The sequence below is a fragment of the Anaerolineae bacterium genome (assembly GCA_014360855.1).
Lineage (GTDB): Bacteria > Chloroflexota > Anaerolineae > JACIWP01 > JACIWP01 > JACIWP01.
The window spans coordinates 2708-26326 of sequence record JACIWP010000005.1 but is presented as its reverse complement, the minus strand read 5'-3'; the positions used below and the strand labels follow the sequence as shown (position 1 = coordinate 26326).

Below are 23619 nucleotides of genomic sequence, written 5' to 3'. Positions count from 1 at the left end.
AGTTAACATTAAGCGGACCCCCATCGCTGTTCAGATGGTTCGATGATATCCATGTGGTCCGATCGCCGCGAGGGGCCGGCACGCCGCCGGCCCTCAGCATGGCTCACCGGGCGCGTGAGCCGGCAGGAGGATAAATTATGCGCGATGCGATTGCAACCTTTTTGCAATTTCTGGAGTTGGAGAAGGGATATTCGGGTAATACACTGGCAGCCTACCGCAACGACCTGGAACAATTCGCCCAGGCCATGGAAGAGGAGGGCATCAACTCCTGGGAGCAGGTCAACCAGGATGTCATCATAGATTACATCATGAGCCTGCGTGAGCGGGAATACGCCTCCTCCACGGTGGCGCGCAAGATCGCCGCGTTGAAATCGTTCTTCCACTTCCTGGCCGCGGAGGAGATCATCTCCGATGACCCAACGCTGAACCTGGATTCCCCCAAGGTCAAAAAGCGCCTGCCGGTCACCCTCTCCTACGAGGAAGTGGAGCGACTGCTGGATGCACCCAAAGGCTCCAGCCCCAAAGCCATTCGGGACAAGGCTCTGCTCGAACTGCTGTATGCCACCGGCATGCGCGTCACGGAGTTGGTGTCACTGGACCTGGAGGACATCAACCTGGCCTCGGCGACGGTGCGGGTCAGGCAGGGCAAGGGTGGCAAGGAGCGCATTATCCCCATCCACAGCCGTGCGGTGGAAGCCCTGCGCGAGTACCTGGCCAAAGCGCGCCGCATGTTGTTGAGGAGTCCGAATGAGCGCGCGCTGTTTCTCAATCATCGTGGCGAGAGGCTGACGCGCCAAGGGTTATGGCTCATCATCAAGCAGTACGTGCGGGAGGCCGGCATCAAAACCGAGGTCACGCCGCACACCCTGCGCCATTCCTTCGCCACGCACCTGCTCAACGGCAAGGCCGACCTGCGCCACGTGCAGGAACTGCTGGGGCATGCCAACATCTCCACCACCCAGATTTACACCCACATCTCCAGCGAGCGCCTGCGCGAGATTTACGACGAGTCACATCCGCGGGCGAAGTAAGCACTGCCCATGGTGTGATGACGACTGTTCTTTCCCGCAGGAGGAGCACCCTGCGGGAATTTTGTCAACGACGACCATCACAGGAGAATGATCCCCATGCACGCATCGGTGCGCCCTCAGGTGGTGGTGAGCAAGTGTCTGGGGTTTGCCGCCTGCCGCTATAACGGCCAGATGATCCCGGACCCGTTCGTCGAGCAGTTGCGGCCCTTTGTGGATTTCCTGCCAGTATGTCCGGAGGTGGAGCTGGGGCTGGGGGTGCCGCGCCCCCCTATCCGCGTCATCCTGCGGGGCGGGGAGCGCCGGCTGGTCCAGCCCGAGACCGGCCGCGATATCACCGAAGCGATGCAGGACTTCGCGGCTTCCTTCCTCGCCGGCCTGCCGGCGGTGGACGGCTTTATCCTCAAGAATCGTTCCCCCTCCTGCGGCATCAAGGATGTCAAGCTGTATGCTGACATGGGGAGTGAGACGCCGGTCGGCAAGGGCGCCGGCTTCTTCGGCCAGGCGGTGCTGGAACGCTTCGGCCATCTGGCGGTGGAGGACGAGGGCCGGCTCACCAACGCGACCCTGCGCGATCATTTCCTGATCAAGCTCTTCACCCTGGCGCGCTTCCGCCAGGCCAAAGCCGCCGGCACCATGGAGGAGCTGGTGCGCTTCCACACCGAGCACAAGCTCCTGCTGATGGCCTACAACCAGTCGCGCCTGCAGGCCATGGGCCGGGTTGTGGCCAATCCAGGGCGCCGGCCGGCGGCGGAGGCGTTTGATTCCTACGAACACCTGCTCTGGGAGGCCCTGGCGCGGCCGCCGCGCCGCACCGCCGGCATCAATGTGCTGATGCATGCCCTGGGCTACTTCTCGGCTCAATTGACGCCGGTGGAGAAGGCCCTCTTCCTCGACACCTTGGAACGCTACCGCGGCCGGCACGTGCCGCTCAGCACGCCGCTCTATATCCTGCGCGCCTGGGTTGCTCGCTTCCAAGAGCCCTATCTGGCGCGTCAGGTCTTCTTCGAACCATATCCCATCGCCCTGGTCAGCCCGATGGACTCGGGGAAAGACCGGGACGTGGCGTGAAAGGGAGCGCTGACATGCGGAAACCACTGCTGTGGGCCGGCGCCGGCATCATCCTTCTCCTGCTGGTGGGGCCGTTCCTGGTGCCGGTGCCGCCGCTCCCGGATACGGTGCCGCCGGAGGAACTGGCGGACCCCGACAGCCGCTTTATCGAACTGCACGGCATCCGCGTGCATTATAAGGAGCAGGGCGCCGGCGAACCGGTCTTCCTGCTCCTGCACGGCTTCGGCGCCAGCACGTTCTCCTGGCGGGAGGTAATGGCACCCCTGGCGTCTATGGGGCGGGTCATCGCCTTTGACCGGCCGGCCTTCGGCCTCACAGAACGCCCTCCGCGCAGTGAATGGGGCAGTTTCAATCCCTACACGCCGGAGGCGCAGGTGGAGCTGACCCGTGCGCTGATGGATGCCCTGGGCGTGGAGCGAGCTGTGCTGGTCGGCAATTCTGCCGGCGGCACCGTCGCCGTCCATTTCGCGCTGACCTATCCGGAACGGGTGCAGGCACTGGTGCTGGTCAGCCCGGCCGTGTACGTCGGTGGGGGAGCGCCGGCCTGGCTGTTGCCTCTGCTCCGCACGCCCCAGGCGCGCCACCTAGGACCTCTGCTGGTGCGCCGCATCCGTCAGAGCGGCATGGAACTGCTGAACCTGGCCTGGCATGATCCGGGCCGGCTCACCTCAGACATCATCGAGGGCTATACCAAACCTCTGCGGGCGCAGAACTGGGACCGGGCGCTGTGGGAACTCACTGCCGCCAGCCGGCCCCTGCATCTGGAGCGTAGACTGCACGAGCTGACCATGCCGGCGCTGGTCATCACGGGCGACGATGACCGCGTGGTGCCGACGGAGCAGAGCATCCGGCTGGCCGGCGAACTGCCGCACGCCGAACTGGTCGTCATCCCAAACTGCGGTCATGTGGCGCAGGAGGAATGTCCAGCGGCGTTCCTGGAGGCGGTGCAGGCCTTCGTGCAGAGATTGGGAACCAGATAGAGTGCGCCGGCGTCTATGGGGAGGCGCCGGCCGCCGTGACGCGCCCCTTTCTTTGACCCATATGTCCCTGGCCCGTATAATGGGGATGGATTTCCTGCCCCAGGCGCAGAAGGAGTTGGAACGTGACAGAGCACTTCACCTATGAGGATTATCAGCGCGCCGCCGGCGTCATCCGGGAGCGTTTCCCCGTCCCCGCACGCGTTGGACTGATCCTGGGTTCCGGCGTCAATCCGCTAGCGGACGATATCGCCGCGCAGGCGGTCATCCCCTATGCGGAGATTCCCCACTTCCCCCGACCCTCCATTGAGGGACATATGGGCCGGCTGGTGTGTGGGACGCTGGAAAACGTGCCCATTCTCTGTCTCCAAGGCCGCGCCCATTATTATGAAGGGGTCACCATGGCCCAGGTGGCCTTCCCGGTGCGGGTGCTCCAGCTCCTGGGCGTGGACACCCTCATCGTCACCAACGCCGCCGGCGGCCTGAACCCGGACTTCCGCGTCGGCGACCTGATGGTCATCACCGACCACATCGGCTTCACCAACCTGACCGGCCTGAACCCCCTGCGCGGTCCCAATGACGAGCGCCTGGGTCCCCGCTTCCCGGACATGACGCACGCCTATGACCGGGAGCTGATCCGGCTGGCCTTGGAAGCGGCCCAGGAGGCCGGCGTCCCCCTGCACAAAGGGGTATATGTGGGGCTGGCCGGCCCGTCTTTCGAGACGCCGGCGGAACTGCGCTTCCTGCGCTCCATCGGCGGGGATGCCGTCGGGATGTCCACCGTGCCGGAAGTGACCGTGGCGCGGCACGGCGGCATGCGGGTGCTGGGAATCTCTGGCATCAGCAACCTGGCCATTTTCGACCCTGACGAGCGGCGCGAGGCCAGCCATGAGGAGGTGCTGGAGGCCGGCCGGCAAATTGCCCCGCGCCTGCGCGCCGTGATCCGCGGCGTCCTGCGCCGGCTGTACCCGAGCTAGACCGTTCATTACATATCCGTGGGAGGCCCACGAGGGAATGGCCGTTTTCATCCGCCTTGTCCAGCAGTACAGCGTCTGGCTGTATGGGTTGTGCGCCATCATCGCCTTGATATTACTGCGGGCCGCCTGGCTCGCTCGCCGAGAACGCCTGCAGGCCATCTTCTCGTTGGAGAAAGAGGCGGCGCGCAACCGGGAAATGCGCATCTTCAGCCTGGCCATCGTATTGCTGATCGTGGTCGGCGTGGTCTACCTCATCGAGCATCAGGTAGCGCCCAATATGCCCCTGCCAGAGGAGGAGACCCCGACAGCGCTTCCCATCTTCATCCCGACCATTACCCCGACGCCGGCGCCTCCCACACCAACGTCCACCCCCACACCGCGCCCTACACGCCTGAGGCCGGCGCCCACCACCCCGACGGAACCCACGCCCACGCCGACGCCTGCCGTGCGGCCGCCGGCCTGCCCCAACCCCGGCGTGCAGTTGACATCGCCAGGCATGAACGCGGCCGTCAGCGGAGTAGTGACGCTCGTCGGCACCGCCTCCATTGACCGCTTCCAGTATTACAAGGTCGAGATGGGGGTCGGCGCTCAGCCGGCGGAATGGTCCTTCCTCTTCGCCAATCAGTCACCGGTGGTCAACGGCGTCCTGGGCCACTGGGATACCGGGCCGCTCCCTGGCGGCACCTATTCCCTGCGGCTGGTCGTCGTGGACCAGACTGGCAACTATCCCCCACCCTGCCAGACCGTCGTGCAGGTGGTGAAATAATCCGCAACTTTAACCTGAAATCCTGAGGAGACCCGCCCCTGACCCCTGTTCGCGCCGCCCGAAATCTGCTACACTGGAAATGCATCTGCATGCCGAACGGTGGAACCATCCGCGCATCCAGGGCGTCTACAAGGCGTGAGTGAAGGGTCTCACCCGCGGGAACAGAAAACCATTTCACGCCTGAGGAGGTTGTGACAGATGTCGAAAAATAACATTGTGGCGTTGATCATCACGGTGGTGGTATTGACCGCTGTCGCCATGTTCGGCACACAGTTCGCCGGCAGTTTCAACATGCCGGAAGCCGAAGCCGCCGCGGTCACGCCGACGCCGCTCCCTGCGGCTGTATCCACCCAAACCCAGCCGGCGGACGCCGGCCTGCCGCGTGCTATCACGGTGGTCGGGCAGGGCACGGTTTCCGCCGCGCCGGACATCGCCACCGTCGTGTTGGGCGTCAACGTGTCCGCCGCCACGGTGGAACAGGCCATGGAAGATGCCTCCACCCGCATGGACAAGATCATGGCGGCGCTGAAGAAGCTGAACATCGCGGAGAAGGATATCACCACCAGCAACTACAGCATTTACTATGAGGAGCCGCCGCGTTATGAGATGCCGGCCGCTCCCAAGGGCACGGAGGGCTCCGCGGAAACCCCCGCCGGCGTCTACCGGGTCTCCAATATGGTCACGGTGAAAATCCGCAAGCTGGACCAGGTGGGTGAGCTGATCGACGCGGCGGTGGCCGCCGGCGCCAACAGCCTCTGGGGCGTGAACTTCGACCTGGAGGACCGGACGGAGCTGGAAGCCAAAGCGCGCGCCCAGGCGGTGGAGAATGCCCGCCAGCGGGCGGAAGAGCTGGCCAAACTGGCCGGCGTCAAGGTCGGTGGGGTGGTGCAGATATCCGAGGTCATCGGCGGCGGATCCTATTATCCGATGCCCGCCCCACGAGCCGTGGAAGGTATGGGCGGTGGTGCCGGCCCCATCTCCCCCGGCGAGCTGGAGATCACCTATCAGATTCAGGTCACCTTCGAACTGCAGTAATCACGATCCAGACATATCAAGGGCCCCCGCTGTGATGAACAGCGGGGGCTGTTCGCGTCAGCGGGAGCGCCGGCGGGCCAGCCCGACCTTCACAAACAGCCACGGCCCGATCCAGCTCACCACCAGCGCCACCAGGAAATAGCGCGCCAGCCGCACCGGCGCGCTCTCATACGCTGTCGGCAGGATCTGCTGGGCGAGCCAGCGCGGGCCGAGGTAAAAGGCAAACACGAGGACCAGGCCCAACAGGAAGCGGCCGGCGCGCTGGAGGGCCGGCCCCGCCGGCGAAAAGCGCACGAGGCGCCCCTCCAGCACAATCCCCAGATTCAGCCCGAACAGCGCGCCGGCCACCACCGCAGGGCTGACATCCCCCTGTCCCTCCGGCATGCCCAGCGCCCACGAGCCAAGCCACAGCAGGGCCGGCACGGCCAGCGCCAGCACCACCTGCGCCCCCACCGTCAGCGGCCCGACCAGGCGCGTCAGATACTTTTCGGCCAGGGCGAAGGCCAGCAGGAAAAGAGCGCCCACCAGGTAGCCGGCCAGCACATCCTGCGGATAATGCACCCCGAGATAGAGGCGCGAGAACCCAATGCCGAGGATGAGGAGCACAGCCAGTACCCAAAAGCCGGCGCGGCGCGCCCGGCCGGCCAGGTAGCCCCAGACCGCCATGGCGTTCTGCGCATGCCCGCTGGGAAACGAGGGGTCGCCGATCTCTTCCAGGCGCATGATGCGGGGATCGGATGGGCGCGGGATGGCGAAGAGGGCCTTCAGGCCGGCGTTCAGCCAGCCCGAAAGCAGGACCACATATGCCAGCCCAATGCCGGCCAGCCGGTCGAAGCACCAGTAGACCAGCGGGAGGAGCGCCAGATACGCATACGTGGTGCCCAGCCCGCTCAATGCCTTGAACAGTACATCGAGCCAGGGTGTGCGGAACCCCTGGATCCAGAGGATGACCTCCGTCCCCCATCCGGTGAGCGAAAACAGCCAGGACTGCATCGCCTTTCCCCTCCCGCCGGCGCGGTTGCCTCACATCCCGAGCATATGCGCCAGCACCGAAGTGCAGAAGACCATATCATCCAGCGCGATATATTCCTCGGCGGAATGGACATGCTCCATGCCGGTGCTGATATTCACCGTCTGGACGCCGCGCGCGTTGAAGATATTGGAATCACTGCCCCCGACCGTCGGGATCAGCGTGGGTTCCACGCCGAAGTCCCGCAGGCTCCGGCAGAGCATCTGCACGATAGGGGCATCTTCCGGCACGCGAAAGGCGTCGTATTTGCGCTCGACGTGGAATTCCAGACGCGCGCCGTGCCGGCCGGCCGCCTCCTCGAGACAGCGAAGCATGGCCGCCACCTGCCGGCGCAGGCGCTCCTCCTCCAGACTGCGCGCCTCCCCTTTCAGCTCCACCCGGTCCGGCACCACGTTGGTGGCCGTCCCGCCGTGGATCACCCCGATGTTGGCGGTGGTCGCCTCGTCAATGCGCCCCAACGGCATGGCGGCGATGGCCTCTGCCGCCACGCGGATGGCGTTGACGCCCTCCTCCGGCGCGCAGGCGGCGTGGGACTTCTTGCCGTGAATCACTATCTCCAGATGGTCGTGGGAAGGCCCTTGGACGGTGATATAGCCGCGCGGGCCGCCCATGTCGAGCACAATGCCGTGCCGGGCGCGCAGGCGGGAGATATCCAACCCCTTCGATCCTTTCAGGCCGGTCTCCTCGCTGACGGTGAAGACCACGTCCAGCGCCGGCACTTCCTGCCCCTGCCGCGCCCGTTCGTGCGCGATCTCCAGCAGTTCCAGAATGATGGCCACGCCGGAGGTATCGTCGGCCCCCAGGATGGTCGTGCCGTCACTGCGCACCACGCCGTCCTGCACTACCGGGCGGATGCCGCGACAGGGTTCCACATGGTCCACATGTGCGCACAGCAGGATGGGTTCGCCGGCCCCTTCCCGCCGGCCGATCAGGTTGCCAACGCCGTCCACCTCTGTCTCCAGGCCAAGCGCCTGCAGGCGGCGCCGCAGTTCCTCCATCACCGCCGCTTCCTCGCCGGAAGGGCTGTCAATGCGCAGTAACGCCAGGAAGGTGTCCAGCAGGCGGTCGGGGTGCACCGAGGTGGGGTACGGGTGGGCCATGTTCAGCTCCTGCGGAGAGAAAATGATAAACGGACAGGGCAAATCAGGTGCGCGCTCGCTCCAGCATCTCCTGCGCGCTCTGGAGCGTGGCGGCGCTGACCGCGCCCAACATGCCGGCCAGCGCCTCCAACCGTTCCTCATGCGAGAGGGGGCGGATGAACGTCACGGTGCGGCCGGCGCGCTCTGCCTTCGTGACCAGGTATTGGACATCGCCGGCGGCCGCCAATTGCGGCAGGTGGGTCACGCACAGCACCTGGTGAAAGCCGGCCAGCCGGCGCAGTTTCTGCCCCACCAGCGTGGCCACCACCCCGCCGATGCCCGCGTCAATCTCATCGAAAATCAGGGTGGGCACCTCATCTACCCGGTTCAGCGCGTTTTTGAGGGCCAGCATGAGCCGCGACGTCTCGCCGCCGGAGGCCACCAGTGCCAGCGGCCGCAGGGGCTCGCCCGGGTTCGCGGAGATGAGGAACTCGACCTGGTCCACGCCGGTGGCGTCGAAGCGCAGGCGCCGCTCCCCGACGAAGGCGCCGGCCGGGTCCTCCTGCTGGGTCAGGCTGATGGCGAAGCGCGCCTTCTCCATGCGCAGTTCGGCCAACTCCTGCTCCACGGCGCGGCAGAGTGCCTCCGCCGCGGCACGCCGGCGCTCAGAAAGCTCGCCGGCCGCCCGGCCAATTTCCCTGAGCAGTTCCAGCTCCCTGGCCTCCAGCGCCTCGATATGTTCGCCGGCGTGTTCGATGCGCGAGAGTTCCTGGCGGGCGCGCTCGGCATAGGCCAGGATGTCCGGGATGGTGTCGCCGTACTTGCGCCGCAGGGAGTAAATGAGGGAGAGGCGCTGTTCGATCTGCTCCAGCCGGCGGGGGTTGAATTCGATGCCGTCGCGGTATTCCCGCATCGTGCGGGCAATATCCTCGATCTGATAGAGCGCGGCTTCCAGCAGGCGGCGCGGTTCCTCCATGCTGGCATCGAAGCGCACAATGTCGGTGAGATGCTCCAGTGCCTGCGAGAGCAGGTCCACCGCCGGCGGGGTTTCCAGCGCCTCGCTCTCGTACAGCGCCTTGCAGACACCGTCGGCCAGCTCCGCCAAGCGCTCGGCATTGGCCAGGCGGTCGCGCTCGGTCTTCAGCTCTTCCTCTTCGCCCGGGTAGAGCTTGGCGGCCTCGATCTCCTGCAGTTCGTACTGCAGGCGGTCCACGCGGCGGGCGATCTCCCGCTCGTCCTGCCGCAGGGCTTCCAGCTCCTGCCGCACGCGGCGCAGTTCCCGCACCAGGGCGGAGACCTGTTCGCGCAGTTCCACCAGGCCGCCGTAGCGGTCCAGGAATCCCAACTGTTCCTGCCGGCGCAGGAGCAGGGTATTATCCCCCTGGCCGTGAATGTCCACCAGGTACTGTCCGATCTCCTGCAGGAGGGACAGGGGCACGGCGCGGCCGTTGACCCGGCAGACGGAGCGGCCGCCCAGGCGCAGGTCCCGCCGCAGGATAAGGGTGAAGCGGTCGCCGGCGGGGGCCTCGTCGAGCAGGTCATGTTCCTGCAGGATGGGCAGGATGCGCCGGCCGGCGGGGCCGGCCACCTCGAACACGGCCTCGACGCTGGCCTGCGGTGCGCCGGCGCGAATCTGCTCCTGCTCCAAGCGGCCGCCCAGCACCGAGGCCACCGCGTCCACGATAATGGACTTGCCGGCGCCGGTCTCGCCGGTCAGCACGTTGAAACCCTCATGGAAGCTGACCTGAAGGTGCTCAATAATGGCGAAGTTCTCGATCGTCAGCTCAACTAACACGTTCCCCTCTGCCACTCACCGCAAACGCATGGACAGTGTGCTGGCATGCAGGACGATAAAGATCAAGAATGTCAGCCAGGGCATGACCCCGATCTGCCACCAGAGGATCAGTATACCCAGTATTCCCCCGAGGACGCCGGCGGCGCTGGTCGTCAGCCACGTGTATTTGCCCCGCCGGCGCCCCACGGCACGGCGCGCCGCCTCGGCGATGCCGCCGCTGATGGGCGGCGTCAGGAAAAACACGAACAGCCATCCGTAGGGCAGCATGGACATCAGCCAGGGCAGGAACGCGCCGACAAAGATGCTGAGGAACAGCGTCACCGCGGCGGCAACGGGGTAGTCCCAGGCTTGCGCGTTGAAGTAATGGGCCTGAAGCTCTGCCACGCATTCCTTACAACGGTAGCCCACCGGCGTCTGCACGGCGCATTCCACGCAGATGGGCTTGTTACAGCGGTTACAGCGCAGGACGGTCTCGACGGTGGGATGATTGGCGCAGTAGAGCACTTCCGGCGCCTCCGCCGGCGCCTGCGCCTGCTGACGGTCCAACCAGGCCAGGCCGGCCAGCGCCTCGGCGTTCCCCGGCTCCAGCTCCAGCACCCGCTGGAAACAGCGGCGCTTTTCCTCGGGCGAATCTACCACGCCGCTCAATCCTAGCCAGGCGGCCGCCGCGTTGGGATCCAGACGCAGAGCCGCCTCAAAATGCCGGCGGGCTTCCTCTTTCTCCCCCACGCGGGCGGCGGCCATCCCCTGACGAATCAGTTCCTCCACCTCTCGGTTCATGTACGCCAATGAAGCTTCTCCACCAGGTTCTGATAGAAGTAGTTCCGCGGCTGGGTGCGCACAAAGCGACAGCGGTACGGGCTGATGGTGACCTGGACCGCATCGCCGTCCACCAGCCGCGTTTCGCCCTGGCCGTCCACGATGAGTTGGGCATGGTGATAGGTGTGCACCGCGAAGGTCAGTTGGGAGCCGGCCGGCAGGACCAGGGCGCGGTTAAAGGCCAGATGCGGCGCCACCGGTATGATGAGCATCGCCTCCAGGTCCGGCGAGAGAATGGGGCCGCCGGCGGACAGCGCATAGGCGGTCGAGCCGGTCGGCGTGGCGACAATCACCCCATCGGCCACATAGGTGGTCAGCGGCGTGTCGTTCACCGACGCTTCCACGTGCAGGACGCGCGCCAGCTCTCCCCTTGCGACCACGACATCGTTCAGGGCGTCGAACGTGCCCAGCGGCTGGGACTGCCGGCGGGCGGAGGCCCGCAACATGATGCGCTCCTCGACCCAGTACTGCCCTTCCAACACCGCCGGCAAGCGCTCCTGCCAGTCCTGCGGAGTGAATTCCGTCAGGAATCCCACCCGCCCCATGTTGATGCCCAGCAAGGGGACGTTGTACATCGCGCTCAGCCTTGCCGCCCGCAGGATGGTGCCGTCGCCGCCCAGGGTGATCACCATGTCCTGATGGTTCAGGTGGGCCAGTTTCTCGCCCTCTTCCAGCGCGGAATCGATGCGCGAAGTAACGCCCCGCACAGCCAGCCATGCGGCGATCTCCTCTGCCAGAAGGCGCGCCGCCGGCAGTCGCGGATGATGCAGGATGCCGATATGTTTCACTGAAGGCGCTCCCCAACCTTCACTGGGTGCATGGACTGCCGGCAGGACCGGCACCCCGTGCACCTCAGGCCGTGATATCCGCTGTGACATCGGTCATTGGGTCTCCCTGACGTGCCAGCAGGGTCAGGGTCTCCGCCACGTTCTCCGCCACCCGCCGCACCTGACATCCCCTCTGGCGCAGGAACTGCTCATCATCCTCGGTCACGCGCAGGTTGGCGCCGCCGACGATGAGCACCCGCCTGGCCCAACTGGCCTCTTCCACCGAAAAGCCGCACGCCGGCGTATGGCGCTGGATGAAGCGCAGGACAGCCGACAGCTCCTCTTTGCTGGCCAGCGGCCGGGCCAGCAGGAGATACAGGTCCAGCCCAGCGGCGGAAGGAGCGGTCCCCGTCTCGCCGGCCGGCGCTGACTCCGGGGAAGCAGTCGGTGCCGGTTCTGGGCGGCAGATGGGCGTGAAGACCACCTCGAAGATGGCATCTGTTTCCAGCTCAAGCTCCACCGCCGGCGCGATGCCGCGCGGCTGGAGCCAGTAGCGGCCGGCGGCCAATGGTGCCAGCTCGCAGTAGTACGGCCCCAGAGCCGGCTTCGACCCCGTCAGCCGCTCCATGCCATCCCATACCTCGTTCCAGATGCGCACCGGCAGTCCGATCTTCCCCTCCACGGAGCAGAGCACCATGGCGAAGCCCAGGCTGGCCGGCCGCTTCGTGATGTGCCAGCGCCAGGCCGGCATCTCCAGCTCCAGATATTTCTCGTCGCCCGAGGCCAAGCTGATGCGGGAGATTTCCAGATTGGTGCCGTCGACGCGCAGGGCATATACCCCGGGGCGCAGGTTGCGGAAGACGAAGGTCTCGTCCTGGCCGACCACAGCTTCCTGTGTGCTTCCATCGCGGGCCATGGATAGGAGCACCTTGCGGCCGGCGCCCCCTTTCAGCTTGCCCTGCAGGCTGGCCGGCGGCCAGAAGGCGAATGGCTCCGGGGCGAAAGTCGGCGGGATGACGTAGGCTTCCTCTTCGTCGCCGCCGACCGGGCGCAGAAGCTCGTACAGCGGCCGGCCCACCTCCGGCTCGACGAAGTCATCGGTGTGAGAACTGCCGGCGCCCAGCGTCATCCCGCTCATCACCGCCACAGCCTCCTCCGCGGAGACGGGGCTGAGGGGTTCCGCCAGCAAACGGGCGCGCTTTGGCTCGGCGCCCAGGAGTTCTACTACGGGCAGGCGGCCGCGCTCCCAGCGGGGGCTGATCCAGGCCCAATCCTCAAAGGCCGGCTCGAAATTCCCCAGGGCGTAGTTGCCCAGCACGGAGAAAGCGGCGCAGAAGAGATAGCCCGGCGCCGGCGAATGTTCCGTGCTGGTGCCCATCAGCGCCCGGGAAATGGCCAGCACCCGTTCGGCGTGGCGCTGGGGAGTGAGGGTTGGGTAGCGGGGATCCAGCCGATCGCCCAGGCGCGGGCCGCCGGCGGTGCCCAGAATGGGGATCGAACGGCCGAGATGGCGGCGGATGCGCAGATCCAGCGCCTCATAGCGGCGCCAGCCGGCCGATATGGTGGCCACCGTGGCATCCGGATCGCGCCGGCACAGGCGCTCCTGGTTCACCTCCTGCCGGCTCATGCCGCCCCAGGCATGGCCGGGCCATTCCTCCGCCAGGGCTTCCTCGTACTCATCCGCCGACAGCGGCCGGCCCATCAAGTTGACCGGGTCATCCGGATACTCCAGGGGCAGGTTGCCGACATGCATGTAATAGGCCTGCCAGACGCCGGCGCGCAGTAGCTCCGCATGGCCGGCCCTGCACAGCGCCCCGACCAGGTCCCACTTCTCCTGGAGGTCGAGGCTGGCCGGCAGGCCCGGCAAGCCGCCGGCCTCCAGCACCATCTCCACGTCGGCGCGCAGGGGTTCTATCAGCCGGGATACCACATCGGCAGGGATATGCGCATCCCGCCAGGCGCGCGGATCGTCCAGGCGCTCTCCCAGCTCGAAATAGCGCACGCCGAGCGCGACATAGCTCCGCACCACATCTTCCAGGCCCTCCGCCGGCCGGCCCGGGTACGGCGCGAAGCGCCAAAGCTGGACGATGGGCATGATGTCATGGTCCAGCAGGAGCTCCGCCAGCGTCTCGCCGCCGGCGTGCCGGAAGCGCACCCACTTCACGCCCAGCAGTTTCAGCAGGGGGAGCCAGCGCTGGCGCAGTCGGCGCAGGCCGGTCGCCGCCGGCTCGCCGAAGGACCAGTGCATCCCGATACCGGTATCCCCCTCTGGCCTCGGAAACTCGTGCAGATCCACGCCTTGTGCTCCTTACATGTGCCTGGCCCGAGCGTACCCCGCGTATCACTCGCTGGTTCGTTTGTGATTATACCTGTCCCCTGTCCTGGCCGCAACTTACTGCTCCGCCGGGACGGGGGAACAGAAAAAGGGGCAGGGTGCCGGCCCCGCCCCTTCTGCATCGGTTGGTGAAAGCTATACGTCCTCGATCTCGCCGGCGATGAACGCCTCCGTCAGGCGGTGTGCCTCGTCGTCGCTGAACTGGACGGGCGGCGTCTTCATGAAGTAGGCGGAGGGAGCCTTGAGAGCGCCGGCGATGCCGCGGTCCAGCGCCAGTTTGGCACAACGCACGGCGTCGATGACTACGCCGGCGGAGTTGGGGGAGTCCCAGACCTCGAGCTTGAGCTCCAGGTTCAGCGGCACATCCCCGAAGGCGCGCCCTTCCATGCGGATATAGCACCACTTGCGGTCTGTGAGCCAGGGGACATAGTCGCTGGGGCCGACATGGATATTCCCCTCTTCCAGTTCGTAGGGGAGCTGGCTGGTGACGGCGCCGGTCTTGGAAATCTTCTTCGACTCCAGGCGCTCGCGCTCCAGCATGTTGTAGAAGTCCATGTTCCCGCCGAAGTTCAATTGGTAGGTGCGGTCCAGGCGCACGCCGCGGTCGTGGAACAGCTTGGTCAGCACGCGGTGGGTGATGGTGGCGCCGACCTGGCTCTTGATGTCGTCGCCGATGACCGGCAGGCCGCGCTCGCGGAAGCGCCGATCCCAGTACTCCTGGCTGGCGATGAAAACGGGGATGCAGTTGATGAAGGCACAGCCGGCGTCCAGCACCTGCTCCACGTACCATTTGGTGGCCATCTCCGAACCCACCGGCAGGTAGTTGACCACCACATCGGTGCGGGTTTCCTTCAAAATCCGCACGATGTCATCGGTGGAGCCAGGGGCCTTGCGCACCACATTCTTGAGATACCTTCCCAGCCCGTCATGGGTCATGCCGCGGTACACCTTGACGCCCAATTTGGGCACGTCGGCGAACTTGATGGTGTTGTTGGGATGGGCGAAGATCGCTTCCGCGAGGTCCAGGCCCACCTTGGTGTCCACCACGTCGAAGGCGGCCGTGAATTCGATATCGCGGATGTGATAGCCGCCCAGGTTGACGTGCATCAGGCCGGGCACCTCCTGATCTTCCGGGGCATCCTTGTAATAGTGTACGCCCTGGACAAAGGCGGATGCGCAGTTGCCGACGCCGATGATGGCGACACGCACCTTTTTGCTTTCAGCGGTCATAGATATGGTCCTCCATGCAGTGTGATGGGCTTACAATGGCGACATTATATGCGCCTTTCCCGTTCTGTAAAATCTCGATAGTCTACGTCGGGGAAAGGATTATCCAGCGCGTAGTAGCGGCCGGCCAGCTCCGCGCCGGCGGCCAGGGCCTCGGGGGTGCCGGCTTCCAGCGCACGCGCCAGCTCCTCGAACCGCTCCAGATGCCCCTGGAAGCGCTCGATGGCATAGGCGCGCGCCTGGCCGGTGGTCACCAGGAACGGCCAGTCGCTGGCCTGCAGGAGGAGCAGTTCGCGCGCGGCCTGGTTCAGGATGTCGCGCGCCGGCCCGTCTGCCTCCGGGTAACGCGCTACCAGCGCCTCCATGCGCGTTTCCGCCTGGTGGATGGGTTCCCACATCCAGTGCGTGTCGGGGTTGTCCCAGGTGAAGTGAGTGCCGCCGGCGCCCCATGAGGACTCCGGCAGGGCCAGCACATCCTCCGGTGGGTGTGCCGTGAGATAATCGGAGGCGGTGGTCAGCTCGACCGTCTCCGAGGCCGCCAGGTTGCGCAGGACCTCCCGGATCCAGAGGATGCCCTCGAACCACCAGTGGCCGAACAGCTCGGTGTCGTACATGGAGACGATGATGCCGTAATCGCCGTGATTATCGCGGGCGTACTCGGTCAGGAGCTGTTCGACCAGGCCGGCGAAGTGCCGGGCATGCTGGTGCGCCTTATATTCCGCCCAATCGGGGTGGTACAGGTCTTTCTGGCCCAGGTCCAGCCGAGGACCGGTCACGCGCCAGTACTGCATGCCCGACACGCCGTCCTTCTTGTGAAACTCCCGGTAGTCGCCGTCGCCGGGGTATCCCCAATCGGCGGACCAGACCTGCATGCTGGTGGGGTTGTTGCGTCCCATCACCGCGACCTCGGTGCCGGCGACATAATAGGGGCGGTAGGTGGTGCGGCGTGTGGGTTCCGTGTAGCCGACGATGGGCACGAGGTAGCGCTTGGGCACCTCCCCATACGGGCCGACGACGCCCTCGCGCGCCTTGCCGATCGGTGTGCCCCCTTCGATAGCATGGGTCTCGCAGAAAAAGAGGCCCAGGCGCTGTTCCGCCAGGAATTCTTCCAGGCCGGGCTTGCGCCAGCGTCCCTGCGGGCCGTCCACATAGTAGGCCGGCCGGTAGGCGCATTCCGGCAGCCAGATGGCGCGCGGCCGGCGGCCGAAGTGGCGTATGTAGCTCCGCACGCCGGTGGCGAGCTGACCATGGATGGAGGAATCGCGCGCCAGCAGGGGCAGATAGCCGTGTGTGGCGGCGGAAGTGAGGATCTCGATATACCCGGCGTCCTGGAGCCGGCGGAACGCTCCGATGATGTCACCGCCGTAGCGCTCGTCCAGGCTGGCGCGGATGTGCGCGTACCACTGGGCGTAAAAGCCGGCCAGGAAGTGCAACTGCCGCTCGCTGACCGGGTCAAAGCGGCGCAGGTCCGCTTCGGCGGCTTTCTGCTTCTCCTCCAAATAGGCGCGCAGGTGCTCCAGCACCAGCGGATCCGCCAGTTGCTCGCAGAGGACCGGCGTGATGCCGATGGTCAGGTGGAAGGGCACCCCTTCCTCCTGCAGGTCATACAGCGCGTTCAGCAGGGGGATATAGGTCTCGGTAGCGGCCTCATGGAGCCATTCCTCGCCGTGCGGCCAGCGGCCGGCGCGCCGGCAGTACGGGATATGCGAGTGCAGGACGAAGGTAAAGGCGCCTATTTTTCGAGAGCTGGTCATTTGCGCTTTCCTCCTCTGGGTCGTTTGGTTGCAGTGGGATGGCGGGGGGATGGCATCGGTTTGGGCGGCAGGGGCGCCGGCCTCGGCGCCGGCGGGGGCGCGAAGCTTGCCCGCCAGCGCATCAGGAAGATGATGGCCATGGCCCAGAGCGCTCCGACGACCGCCGCCATCAGCGCCGGCGGCACCACCACCAGCGTCTGATAGGGCCAGACGAAGAGCAGGGCCAGTCGGCTCAGCACGTTGGCCAGCATGCTGGCCCACAGGCTGTGGGTGACGCGGTAAAGCACGTTCAGCATCAGCGCCGCACAGAAAACGATGCCCAGGTTGGTGAAAAAGGGCAGGCCGGGCACGTGGCCGGCCGGCAGGTACGGGATAGGCAGGGGCGTCAACTGGCTTCTCCAGAACACTACTAGCAGGGCCGCATATGCGACGGAGGCCAGGAAAAAGGTCGGCACCAGGCCCCAGGCCGGCTCGCACAGGCGCTGAAACCAGGCGCGGAAGAGCATCTCCTCGCCGGCGGCTACCAGGAGCACCGCCAGCGTGATTACCACCAGCTCCAGGTTCAGCGCGGGGATGAACAGCTCGTGGCGGGCGAAAAGCCCGTAATAGACCTGTGCGGCGCCCAGCAGAATCCCCAGCACCAGGCCGGCGCCCAGCGCCTGCGGCCAGTTCTGCTCGGTGATGCCCAGGAAATCCGGCGGCTGGCGCTTGACCCACCATGCGTGCAGGCCCGGCAGGAGAATGCAGAGCGCCGCGATCAGCCAGAAAAGGGCCTGTACTTCCGCCAGGGCCAGCCGGCGCTCGCCTAACCATATCCCGCCAATAACCAGCAGGGCGAACAGCGGAGGAAACCAGGCTTCCCATACGGGTTGCCATGCGAACCAGCGCAGGTGCTCACCTTTCATAGCGTGGAAATTCCCCCTCGAGCCTGGTGCAGCGGACGTCCAGAGTATAACACGTCGAGGGACGGGTGTCAACGAGGGCCGCCTGTCCCGCACACCCAGCGGAAGATGAGCGCCCCTTGTAGGGTTTGCGAAGAGTCTTATTCAAACTATAATGGAGCCGTACCGCCGGCCATGGCCTGCCGGCGCCATCGTCATTCCAGAGTCTCAGTACAGGAGGTTGTGCATGGCTCACCGGTTCCCCTCAGACGCATGGATCAAGGCACTGTGTGCCGAGCTGAACGCCAGCGAAGCCTATGCCAACGCGGCCAAGAATTGGGAGGGTGATTTCTACTTCATCGTCGAGGCCGGCGGCCCGCTGGAGAAAGACGTGTGGCTGTACATGGACCTGTGGCATGGCAAATGCCGTGAAGCCTTCGAGGTCACTGACCCCGCCAGCAAATCCCCCGAATTCGTCATGTCCGCATCCTACGAGGATTGGAAGAAGGTGGTGCTGGGAGAGCTGGACCCCATCAAGGGGCTGATCTCCCGCCGGCTGAAGCTCAAGGGCAACATGAACAAGATCATGCGCGCGCCGCAGGCCGCCAAGGAGCTGGTGGCCTGCTGTACCAAGGTGGAAACGGAGTTTCCCGCCTGAGCCGGCCAAAGGCCCTGCTCGCATTCATATACGACGCCAAAGGAGGCGCTTATGTGGTATTTCGACAGCCCCCATATCGTCTATGGGGAGGATGCCCGCTGTGTGCTGGAGACGGTGGAGGGCCGGCGCGCCTTCATCGTCACGGACCCCACCATGGTGCGGTTGGGGTTCGTGGACGAGGTGCGCCGGCGCCTGGAAAGCGCCGGCCTGGAGGTAGCCGTCTTCAGCGAGGTGGAACCCGAACCATCCCTGCAGACCGCCGCGCGCGGCGCGGAGGCCATGCAGGCCTTCGAACCTGACTGGATCGTCGGATTGGGAGGGGGGTCATGCCTGGATGCCGCCAAGGCCATGTGGATCCTGTACGAGCGCCCGGATGTGACCCCGGACTCCATCAATCCCTTCGACACCTATCGTCTGCGGCAGAAGGCGCGGCTTATCACCATCCCCACCACCAGCGGCACCGGCTCGGAGGTCACCTGGGCCATCGTGCTGACCGACACAGCCGAACAGCGCAAGCTGGGGCTGGGGACGCGCGAATGCGTGGCGGACATGGCCATTGTCGACCCGTACTTCGTCCAGGGCATGCCGGCGCGCCTGACCGCCGATACCGGCATGGACGCCCTGACCCACGCCTTCGAGGCCTACGTCAACACCTGGCACAACGATTTCAGCGACGGCCTGGCCCTGCAGGCCATTAAACTCATCTTCACCTATCTGCCGCGCGCCTATCGCGATGGGAAAGACATGGAAGCGCGGGAGCACATGCACAACGCCGCCACCATCGCCGGCCTGGCCTGCAGTAATTCCCTCTTCGCCCTGGCCCACAGCCTGGGGCACTCCCTGGGCGCTTTGTTCCATATCCCGCACGGGCGCGCCGTGGGGCTTTTCCTGCCCTATACCATCGAGTACTCGGCACCCTCCGGCGCGGCGCGCTACGCCGATATCGCCCGCTTCCTGGGACTGCCGGCGGACGACGAGGAAACCGCCGCCTGGGCCCTTTCCGCCCGGGTCCGACAGTTGATGCACGAGATTGACCAGCCGCAGTCCATCGCCGCGCTGGGCATCGCCCGCGCCGATTTCGACGCCCAACTGGAGGCGCTGGTGGATAGGGCGGAGAGCGACTCGCAGACGGTGACCAGCCCGCGCGTCCCTGACCGCGAGGAGTTTGCCCGCCTCTTCATCTATGCCTACGAAGGGCGTCCCATTGATTTTTAGCTCCAGGAGAGCGCTCCGATGTACGGATATATGGGCAGGATACTGTTGGTAGATTTGGCGGATCGCCGGCTGGAGGACATCCCGCTGTCGGCCGAGTATGCGCGCCAGTACTTGGGAGGTTCCGGACTGGCAGCGCGCTATTTGTTCGACCTGGTGGATGCAAAGGCGGAGCCGCTGGACCCGGCCAGCCCCCTGGTTTTCATGACCGGGCCGCTGGTGGGCACGCGCGCTCCTTCCTGCGGCCGGTTCGAGGTGTGCGCCCGCTCCCCGCTGACCGGCTTCTGGGGGGAGGGGAACGCCGGCGGGTTCTGGGGGCCGGCCCTGCGCTTCGCCGGCTATGACGGCATCATCGTCCAGGGCGCCGCCGAGCGGCCGGTCTATCTTCTAGTGCGCGACGGACGCGCCGAACTGCGCGACGCGGCCCACCTGTGGGGCATGGACACCTACGCCGTCCAGCGCGCTGTCCAGCAGGAGGCCGGCGACAGCTCGCTGAAGGTGGCGGCCATTGGGACTGCCGGCGAGAAGCTCTCGCCGCTGGCGGTGATCGTGAATGCCCATGGGCGCACCGCCGGCCGCGGCGGCATGGGCGCCGTCATGGGATCGAAAAGGCTCAAGGCCATTGCGGTGGGAGGCCGGCAGAAAATCCCCCTGGCGGACGCGGACCGCTTTCACACGGCGGCCAAAGAGGCGCTGTCCATCCTGCAGGACGATATCCCCTCCCAGATGCTCCATTTAGGGGGCACGGCGTTCTATGTGGATCTCGGCATGCTGGAGGGCGATGTACCGTCGAAGTATTACACCCAGGGGGTGTTTGACGGCGCGGAGCGGCTCAGCGGCGCGGCCATGGCCGATACCATCCTGCGCCGGGCGCGCACCTGCTTCGGGTGCGCGGTGGGATGCGGCCGCGAGACGAGCCTGCCCCGCTTCGGTGTGGAGGCGGCGGACGGGCCGGAGTACGAGACCATCGCCAGCTATGGGACGCAGTTGCTGAGCGACGACCTGGAGGGGGTGGCCTACGCCGGCCATCTCTGCAACCTCTACGGCCTGGATACCATCAGCGCCGGCAATACCATCGCCTTCGTGTACTACCTGTTCGAGCAGGGCATCGTCAGCGCCCAGGACCTGGACGGCCTGGAAGCGCGCTGGGGGGATATCGGGCCGGCCGTCACCCTGACCGAATGGATGGCCCGCCGGCAGGGCATCGGCGACCTGCTGGCCCAGGGATCGCGCGCTGTGGCGGAGCATTTCGGCGTGCCGGAACTGGCCGTCCATGTCAACGGCATGGAAGTGGCAATGCACGACCCGCGCGCCTATATCGGGATGGCGCTGACCTATGCCACCTCGCCCCGGCCGGGTTGTCATATGCAGGGGGATATGTACATGTTGGACAGCGGCGACGAACTGCCCGAATGGGGCATGACCGCCGGCGCGCGGGACGAACAGTCCGCCGAAAAGGCGCGCATGGCGGCCCTGCGGCAGGACTGGCGCTGTGTGACCAATGCCCTCATCCAGTGCCATCTGGTACATCCGCCGCTGGAGCTGGTGCTGACGATGCTGAACGCCGCCGCCGGCTGGGATATGGATGCCGGCGAACTACAGCGTTGCGGCGAACGCATCTTTCATCTCAAGCGTCTGCTGAACCTGCGCTGGGGTCTGACGCCGGCCCATGACCGTCTGCCGAAGCTTCTGCTCCAGCCCCTGGCCGAGGGCGGGGCCGCCGGCGTGGTGCCGGACATGGACGTGCTCCTGCCGGCCTACTATGCGGCCCGCGGCTGGGACCGGGAGAGCGGCGGTCCCACGCCGGCGAAGCGGGCCGAACTGGGACTGCCGTGAGGGACATATCGCCGCGAATGGGGGTATGACGATGTACTCAGTGAATGATGTGGTGAGGGGGCTGGCCGGCTGGCCCTGGCCGGAGATCGGCCTGCGGGGCGCCGGCATCCTGCTGACATGGCTGGCCGTATGGCTGGTGAACCGCAGTGTTTGGCCGCGCCTGCGGCGCCGCTTGAGCGAGCGGCGGGGCATTGCCGAGCGCGAGATTCAGCCGCTGAGCACCCTGCTCACGTATGCGCTGATCACCGCCGGCATTCTCATCACGCTGGCCCTGGCGAACCTGACGCCCCTACTGTACAGCGCGCTGACTGCCGCCGGCGTCGCCGGCATCATCATCGGCTTTGCGGTCAAGGACCTGGCCTCTAACTTCATTTCCGGCCTCTTCATCCTGCTCGACAGACCTTTTGTCGTCGGGGATGTCATCAAGGTCGGGGAATTCGCCGGCACCGTGACCGACATTGCACTGCGCACCACGACCATCCAGACGTTTGATGGGCCGGCGGTGTTCATACCCAACAGCATGGTGGCGACCTCGCCGGTCACGAATTTCTCGACGGCGGAACTGCGGCGCGTAGGACTGACCGTTTCGGTGTTTCAGGATTGTGATATTCAGCGTGCCATGTCGCTGGTGGCGGAGCTGGCGGAGCATGAGGAGCGCGTGGCCAAAGAGCCGGCGCCGTCCGTGTACGTGGAGGGCGTGCGCGACGGGATGGTGACGCTCCAGTGGTACGGCTACGTGCGGCCGGCGGACGTGCTGACCGTCCCGTCTGACCTGCGCCGGCGCATCGTGGAGGAATTTCGCCGGCAGGGCATCCGGCTGGGCATGCCCGTCCAGTTGAACCTGACGCCGAAATATCTCGAAACCGGAGCAACACGCATATCGCAAAGGGCGGAGATGCAAGATGGAGCGACAGAAGGGCCTCACCTTTGAGCAGTTCCAGATCGGCGACACGGTGGAGAGCGCCGGCCGCACTATCACCGAGGCGGACATCGTCGCCTTCGCCGCGCTGAGCGGCGATTGGAACCCCATGCATGTTGACGCGGAGTACGCCAAGAACAGCATGTTTGGCCAGCGCGTGGCCCACGGCCTGCTGGTGCTGTCGGTGGCCTCCGGGTTGGCCATGCGGTTGGGCTTTATGGAGGAGACGGTCAAGGCCTTCCTGGGCCTGGATTGGAAGTTCCGCTCCCCGGTCTTCATCGGCGACACCGTGCGGGTGCGCGCCACAGTCAAGGCCAAGCGGGCCATGCCGCGCCTGGGCGGGGGCATCGTGGTCTTCGAGGTGCAGGTGCTGAAGCAGGACGGCAGTGTGGCGCAGAAGGGGGAGTGGGAGGTGCTGGTCGCCGCCGGCGAGCCGGCAGAACCATCAATGTCTAGTTGACAGTCACCTCCCAGGCGACTGTCAACTGGGTGCGGAACCCTCAATATCCAGGTGACAGGTACAGGTGACAGTCACCTTAAAGGTGACTGTCACCTAGAGGGCGTCATTCCACGACCACCTGCCCGCGCTTGATGACCATCTGGACGGGATTGGTGCCGAAGCGATAGGGCAGGTGGCGGTAATTGGGCAGGTCCAGGATGATGATGTCGGCCTGCTTCCCCTCTTCGATGCTCCCCACCCGATGGCCCATGCGGATGGCGTGGGCGGCGTTGATGGTGGCGGCGGAGATGGCCTCCGCCGGCCACAGCTTCATATATCGGCAGGCCAACGCCAGCATGAAGGGCATGGATTCGCAGTAACAGGTGCCGGGGTTCAGGTCGGTCGCCAGCGCCAGCGCCCCGCCCTGGTCAATGATGGCGCGCGCCGGCGTGTAAGATGGATGCGCCAGCCCGAAGGGGGTGCCGGGGAGGCTGACTGCGATCGTAGCGGAGCGGGCCAGCAGGGTGATCTCCTCCGCCGGCGTGCAGACCAGATGATCCGCCGAGACCGCTCCCAGCTCCACCGCCAGGCGTGTGCCGCCCAGCGGTTGGAACTCGTCCACGTGGATTTTGAGGGGGAAGCCCATCCCGCGGGCGGCCTCCAGGATGCGCCGGCTCTGCTCCAAGGAGAAGGCCCCGTCCTCGCAGAAGACGTCGCAGAAGGGCAGGGGGCGCTCCTGCTCCCGGTAATAGGCGGCGACCGCCGGCAGCATCTCCTCGATGACCAGCTCGACGAAGGCATCGGCCCGGCCGGCGTATTCCGCCGGCACGGCATGTGCCCCCAGAAATGTCGGCACCAGTTCCACCGGCTGTTGTCCTGCCAGCCGGTCCACGACCCTCAGCATCTTCAGTTCATCGGCCGTCGTCAGGCCGTAGCCGCTTTTGGCCTCGGCGGTGGTGGTGCCGTGGGCCAGCATGCGGCGCAGGCGCGGCAGGGCCTGGGCGGCCAGCTCTT

Annotated in this window: 20 protein-coding genes and 1 pseudogene (1 of these 21 running past the window's edge); 11 read left to right on the top strand and 10 right to left on the bottom strand. The window is 65.9% G+C overall.

The genetic code is table 11. The features are described from left to right. Window positions 1-137 precede the first annotated feature (137 nt). From xerD to H5T60_00665, 6 genes are all read left to right on the top strand, one after another. The gene (gene xerD / locus H5T60_00690; GenBank protein ID MBC7240949.1) at window positions 138-1031 is read left to right on the top strand and encodes a site-specific tyrosine recombinase XerD; all 894 of its coding nucleotides are present in this window, start codon (window positions 138-140) and stop codon (window positions 1029-1031) included. Window positions 1032-1127: 96 nt separating this feature from the next. Further along, the gene (locus H5T60_00685; GenBank protein ID MBC7240948.1) at window positions 1128-2099 is read left to right on the top strand and encodes a DUF523 and DUF1722 domain-containing protein; all 972 of its coding nucleotides are present in this window, start codon (window positions 1128-1130) and stop codon (window positions 2097-2099) included. 14 nt (window positions 2100-2113) lie between these two features. Continuing rightward, complete coding sequence (locus H5T60_00680) at window positions 2114-3079, top strand: alpha/beta hydrolase (GenBank protein ID MBC7240947.1); 966 nt, start codon at window positions 2114-2116, stop codon at window positions 3077-3079. Window positions 3080-3201: 122 nt separating this feature from the next. Next, window positions 3202-4053 carry a purine-nucleoside phosphorylase gene (locus H5T60_00675; GenBank protein ID MBC7240946.1) on the top strand — a complete coding sequence of 284 codons (852 nt, stop codon included), beginning with the start codon at window positions 3202-3204 and terminating at the stop codon, window positions 4051-4053. Between the two features lie 37 nt (window positions 4054-4090). After that, window positions 4091-4819, top strand: a complete 729-nt coding sequence (locus H5T60_00670) for a hypothetical protein (protein MBC7240945.1) — start codon at window positions 4091-4093, stop codon at window positions 4817-4819. A 198-nt stretch (window positions 4820-5017) separates the two neighbouring features. After that, the gene (locus H5T60_00665) at window positions 5018-5854 is read left to right on the top strand and encodes an SIMPL domain-containing protein (protein ID MBC7240944.1); all 837 of its coding nucleotides are present in this window, start codon (window positions 5018-5020) and stop codon (window positions 5852-5854) included. A 57-nt stretch (window positions 5855-5911) separates the two neighbouring features. Here H5T60_00665 and H5T60_00660 read toward each other — a convergent pair whose 3' ends face one another. From H5T60_00660 to H5T60_00620, 9 genes are all read right to left on the bottom strand, one after another. Next, complete coding sequence (locus H5T60_00660; GenBank protein ID MBC7240943.1) at window positions 5912-6847, bottom strand: phosphatase PAP2 family protein; 936 nt, start codon at window positions 6845-6847, stop codon at window positions 5912-5914. A 30-nt stretch (window positions 6848-6877) separates the two neighbouring features. Next, window positions 6878-7984 carry a M20/M25/M40 family metallo-hydrolase gene (locus H5T60_00655; GenBank protein ID MBC7240942.1) on the bottom strand — a complete coding sequence of 369 codons (1107 nt, stop codon included), beginning with the start codon at window positions 7982-7984 and terminating at the stop codon, window positions 6878-6880. A 43-nt stretch (window positions 7985-8027) separates the two neighbouring features. Continuing rightward, window positions 8028-9758 (bottom strand): DNA repair protein RecN, encoded by a 1731-nt coding sequence (gene recN / locus H5T60_00650; GenBank protein MBC7240941.1) that lies wholly within the window; start codon window positions 9756-9758, stop codon window positions 8028-8030. Window positions 9759-9773: 15 nt separating this feature from the next. Beyond that, window positions 9774-10538, bottom strand: coding sequence for a tetratricopeptide repeat protein (locus H5T60_00645; GenBank protein ID MBC7240940.1), 765 nt, complete (start codon window positions 10536-10538; stop codon window positions 9774-9776). Beyond that, the gene (locus tag H5T60_00640) at window positions 10535-11365 is read right to left on the bottom strand and encodes an NAD(+)/NADH kinase (GenBank protein MBC7240939.1); all 831 of its coding nucleotides are present in this window, start codon (window positions 11363-11365) and stop codon (window positions 10535-10537) included. The genes H5T60_00645 and H5T60_00640 overlap by 4 nt, the downstream gene beginning before the upstream one ends. Before the next feature lie 64 nt (window positions 11366-11429). After that, window positions 11430-13640: a hypothetical protein gene (locus H5T60_00635; protein MBC7240938.1), complete on the bottom strand. Its 2211-nt coding sequence runs from the start codon at window positions 13638-13640 to the stop codon at window positions 11430-11432. Window positions 13641-13814: 174 nt separating this feature from the next. Continuing rightward, on the bottom strand, window positions 13815-14909 hold the full coding sequence (locus H5T60_00630; GenBank protein ID MBC7240937.1) for an inositol-3-phosphate synthase: 1095 nt from the start codon (window positions 14907-14909) through the stop codon (window positions 13815-13817). A gap of 44 nt (window positions 14910-14953) precedes the next feature. After that, a complete protein-coding gene (locus H5T60_00625; GenBank protein MBC7240936.1) occupies window positions 14954-16660 on the bottom strand; it encodes a DUF1957 domain-containing protein in 1707 nt (568 codons plus the stop codon). Beyond that, window positions 16657-17565 carry a CPBP family intramembrane metalloprotease gene (locus H5T60_00620; GenBank protein ID MBC7240935.1) on the bottom strand — a complete coding sequence of 303 codons (909 nt, stop codon included), beginning with the start codon at window positions 17563-17565 and terminating at the stop codon, window positions 16657-16659. Before H5T60_00620 ends, H5T60_00625 begins: the two co-directional genes overlap by 4 nt. A gap of 223 nt (window positions 17566-17788) precedes the next feature. Here H5T60_00620 and H5T60_00615 point away from each other — a divergent pair, with 223 nt between their 5' ends. Genes H5T60_00615 through H5T60_00595 form a run of 5 tightly spaced genes read left to right on the top strand, consistent with a single transcriptional unit; the run spans window position 17789 to window position 22626 of the window. Then, window positions 17789-18199 (top strand): SCP2 sterol-binding domain-containing protein, encoded by a 411-nt coding sequence (locus H5T60_00615; protein ID MBC7240934.1) that lies wholly within the window; start codon window positions 17789-17791, stop codon window positions 18197-18199. Window positions 18200-18250: 51 nt separating this feature from the next. Further along, on the top strand, window positions 18251-19414 hold the full coding sequence (locus H5T60_00610; protein MBC7240933.1) for an iron-containing alcohol dehydrogenase: 1164 nt from the start codon (window positions 18251-18253) through the stop codon (window positions 19412-19414). A gap of 18 nt (window positions 19415-19432) precedes the next feature. Continuing rightward, complete coding sequence (locus H5T60_00605; GenBank protein ID MBC7240932.1) at window positions 19433-21247, top strand: aldehyde ferredoxin oxidoreductase family protein; 1815 nt, start codon at window positions 19433-19435, stop codon at window positions 21245-21247. Window positions 21248-21278: 31 nt separating this feature from the next. Beyond that, window positions 21279-22178 carry a mechanosensitive ion channel family protein gene (locus H5T60_00600; protein MBC7240931.1) on the top strand — a complete coding sequence of 300 codons (900 nt, stop codon included), beginning with the start codon at window positions 21279-21281 and terminating at the stop codon, window positions 22176-22178. Next, window positions 22150-22626 (top strand): MaoC family dehydratase N-terminal domain-containing protein, encoded by a 477-nt coding sequence (locus H5T60_00595; protein MBC7240930.1) that lies wholly within the window; start codon window positions 22150-22152, stop codon window positions 22624-22626. The genes H5T60_00600 and H5T60_00595 overlap by 29 nt, the downstream gene beginning before the upstream one ends. 103 nt (window positions 22627-22729) lie before the next feature. Here H5T60_00595 and H5T60_00590 read toward each other — a convergent pair. Next, window positions 22730-23619: pseudogene (locus tag H5T60_00590) on the bottom strand (imidazolonepropionase) (it continues 382 nt past the right edge of the window).

Bases quoted from the DNA above. Each gene is read 5' to 3' on its own strand.
- H5T60_00610 (MBC7240933.1), top strand. From the start codon at position 18,251: ATGTGGTATTTCGACAGCCCCCATATCGTCTATGGGGAGGATGCCCGC.
- H5T60_00625 (MBC7240936.1), bottom strand. From the start codon at position 16,660: ATGACCAGCTCTCGAAAAATAGGCGCCTTTACCTTCGTCCTGCACTCG.
- H5T60_00615 (MBC7240934.1), top strand. From the start codon at position 17,789: ATGGCTCACCGGTTCCCCTCAGACGCATGGATCAAGGCACTGTGTGCC.
- H5T60_00670 (MBC7240945.1), top strand. From the start codon at position 4,091: ATGGCCGTTTTCATCCGCCTTGTCCAGCAGTACAGCGTCTGGCTGTAT.
- H5T60_00685 (MBC7240948.1), top strand. From the start codon at position 1,128: ATGCACGCATCGGTGCGCCCTCAGGTGGTGGTGAGCAAGTGTCTGGGG.
- H5T60_00595 (MBC7240930.1), top strand. From the start codon at position 22,150: ATGGAGCGACAGAAGGGCCTCACCTTTGAGCAGTTCCAGATCGGCGAC.
- H5T60_00605 (MBC7240932.1), top strand. From the start codon at position 19,433: ATGTACGGATATATGGGCAGGATACTGTTGGTAGATTTGGCGGATCGC.
- H5T60_00655 (MBC7240942.1), bottom strand. From the start codon at position 7,984: ATGGCCCACCCGTACCCCACCTCGGTGCACCCCGACCGCCTGCTGGAC.
- H5T60_00645 (MBC7240940.1), bottom strand. From the start codon at position 10,538: ATGAACCGAGAGGTGGAGGAACTGATTCGTCAGGGGATGGCCGCCGCC.
- H5T60_00600 (MBC7240931.1), top strand. From the start codon at position 21,279: ATGTACTCAGTGAATGATGTGGTGAGGGGGCTGGCCGGCTGGCCCTGG.
- H5T60_00665 (MBC7240944.1), top strand. From the start codon at position 5,018: ATGTCGAAAAATAACATTGTGGCGTTGATCATCACGGTGGTGGTATTG.
- H5T60_00680 (MBC7240947.1), top strand. From the start codon at position 2,114: ATGCGGAAACCACTGCTGTGGGCCGGCGCCGGCATCATCCTTCTCCTG.
- H5T60_00620 (MBC7240935.1), bottom strand. From the start codon at position 17,565: ATGAAAGGTGAGCACCTGCGCTGGTTCGCATGGCAACCCGTATGGGAA.
- xerD (MBC7240949.1), top strand. From the start codon at position 138: ATGCGCGATGCGATTGCAACCTTTTTGCAATTTCTGGAGTTGGAGAAG.
- H5T60_00660 (MBC7240943.1), bottom strand. From the start codon at position 6,847: ATGCAGTCCTGGCTGTTTTCGCTCACCGGATGGGGGACGGAGGTCATC.
- H5T60_00630 (MBC7240937.1), bottom strand. From the start codon at position 14,909: ATGACCGCTGAAAGCAAAAAGGTGCGTGTCGCCATCATCGGCGTCGGC.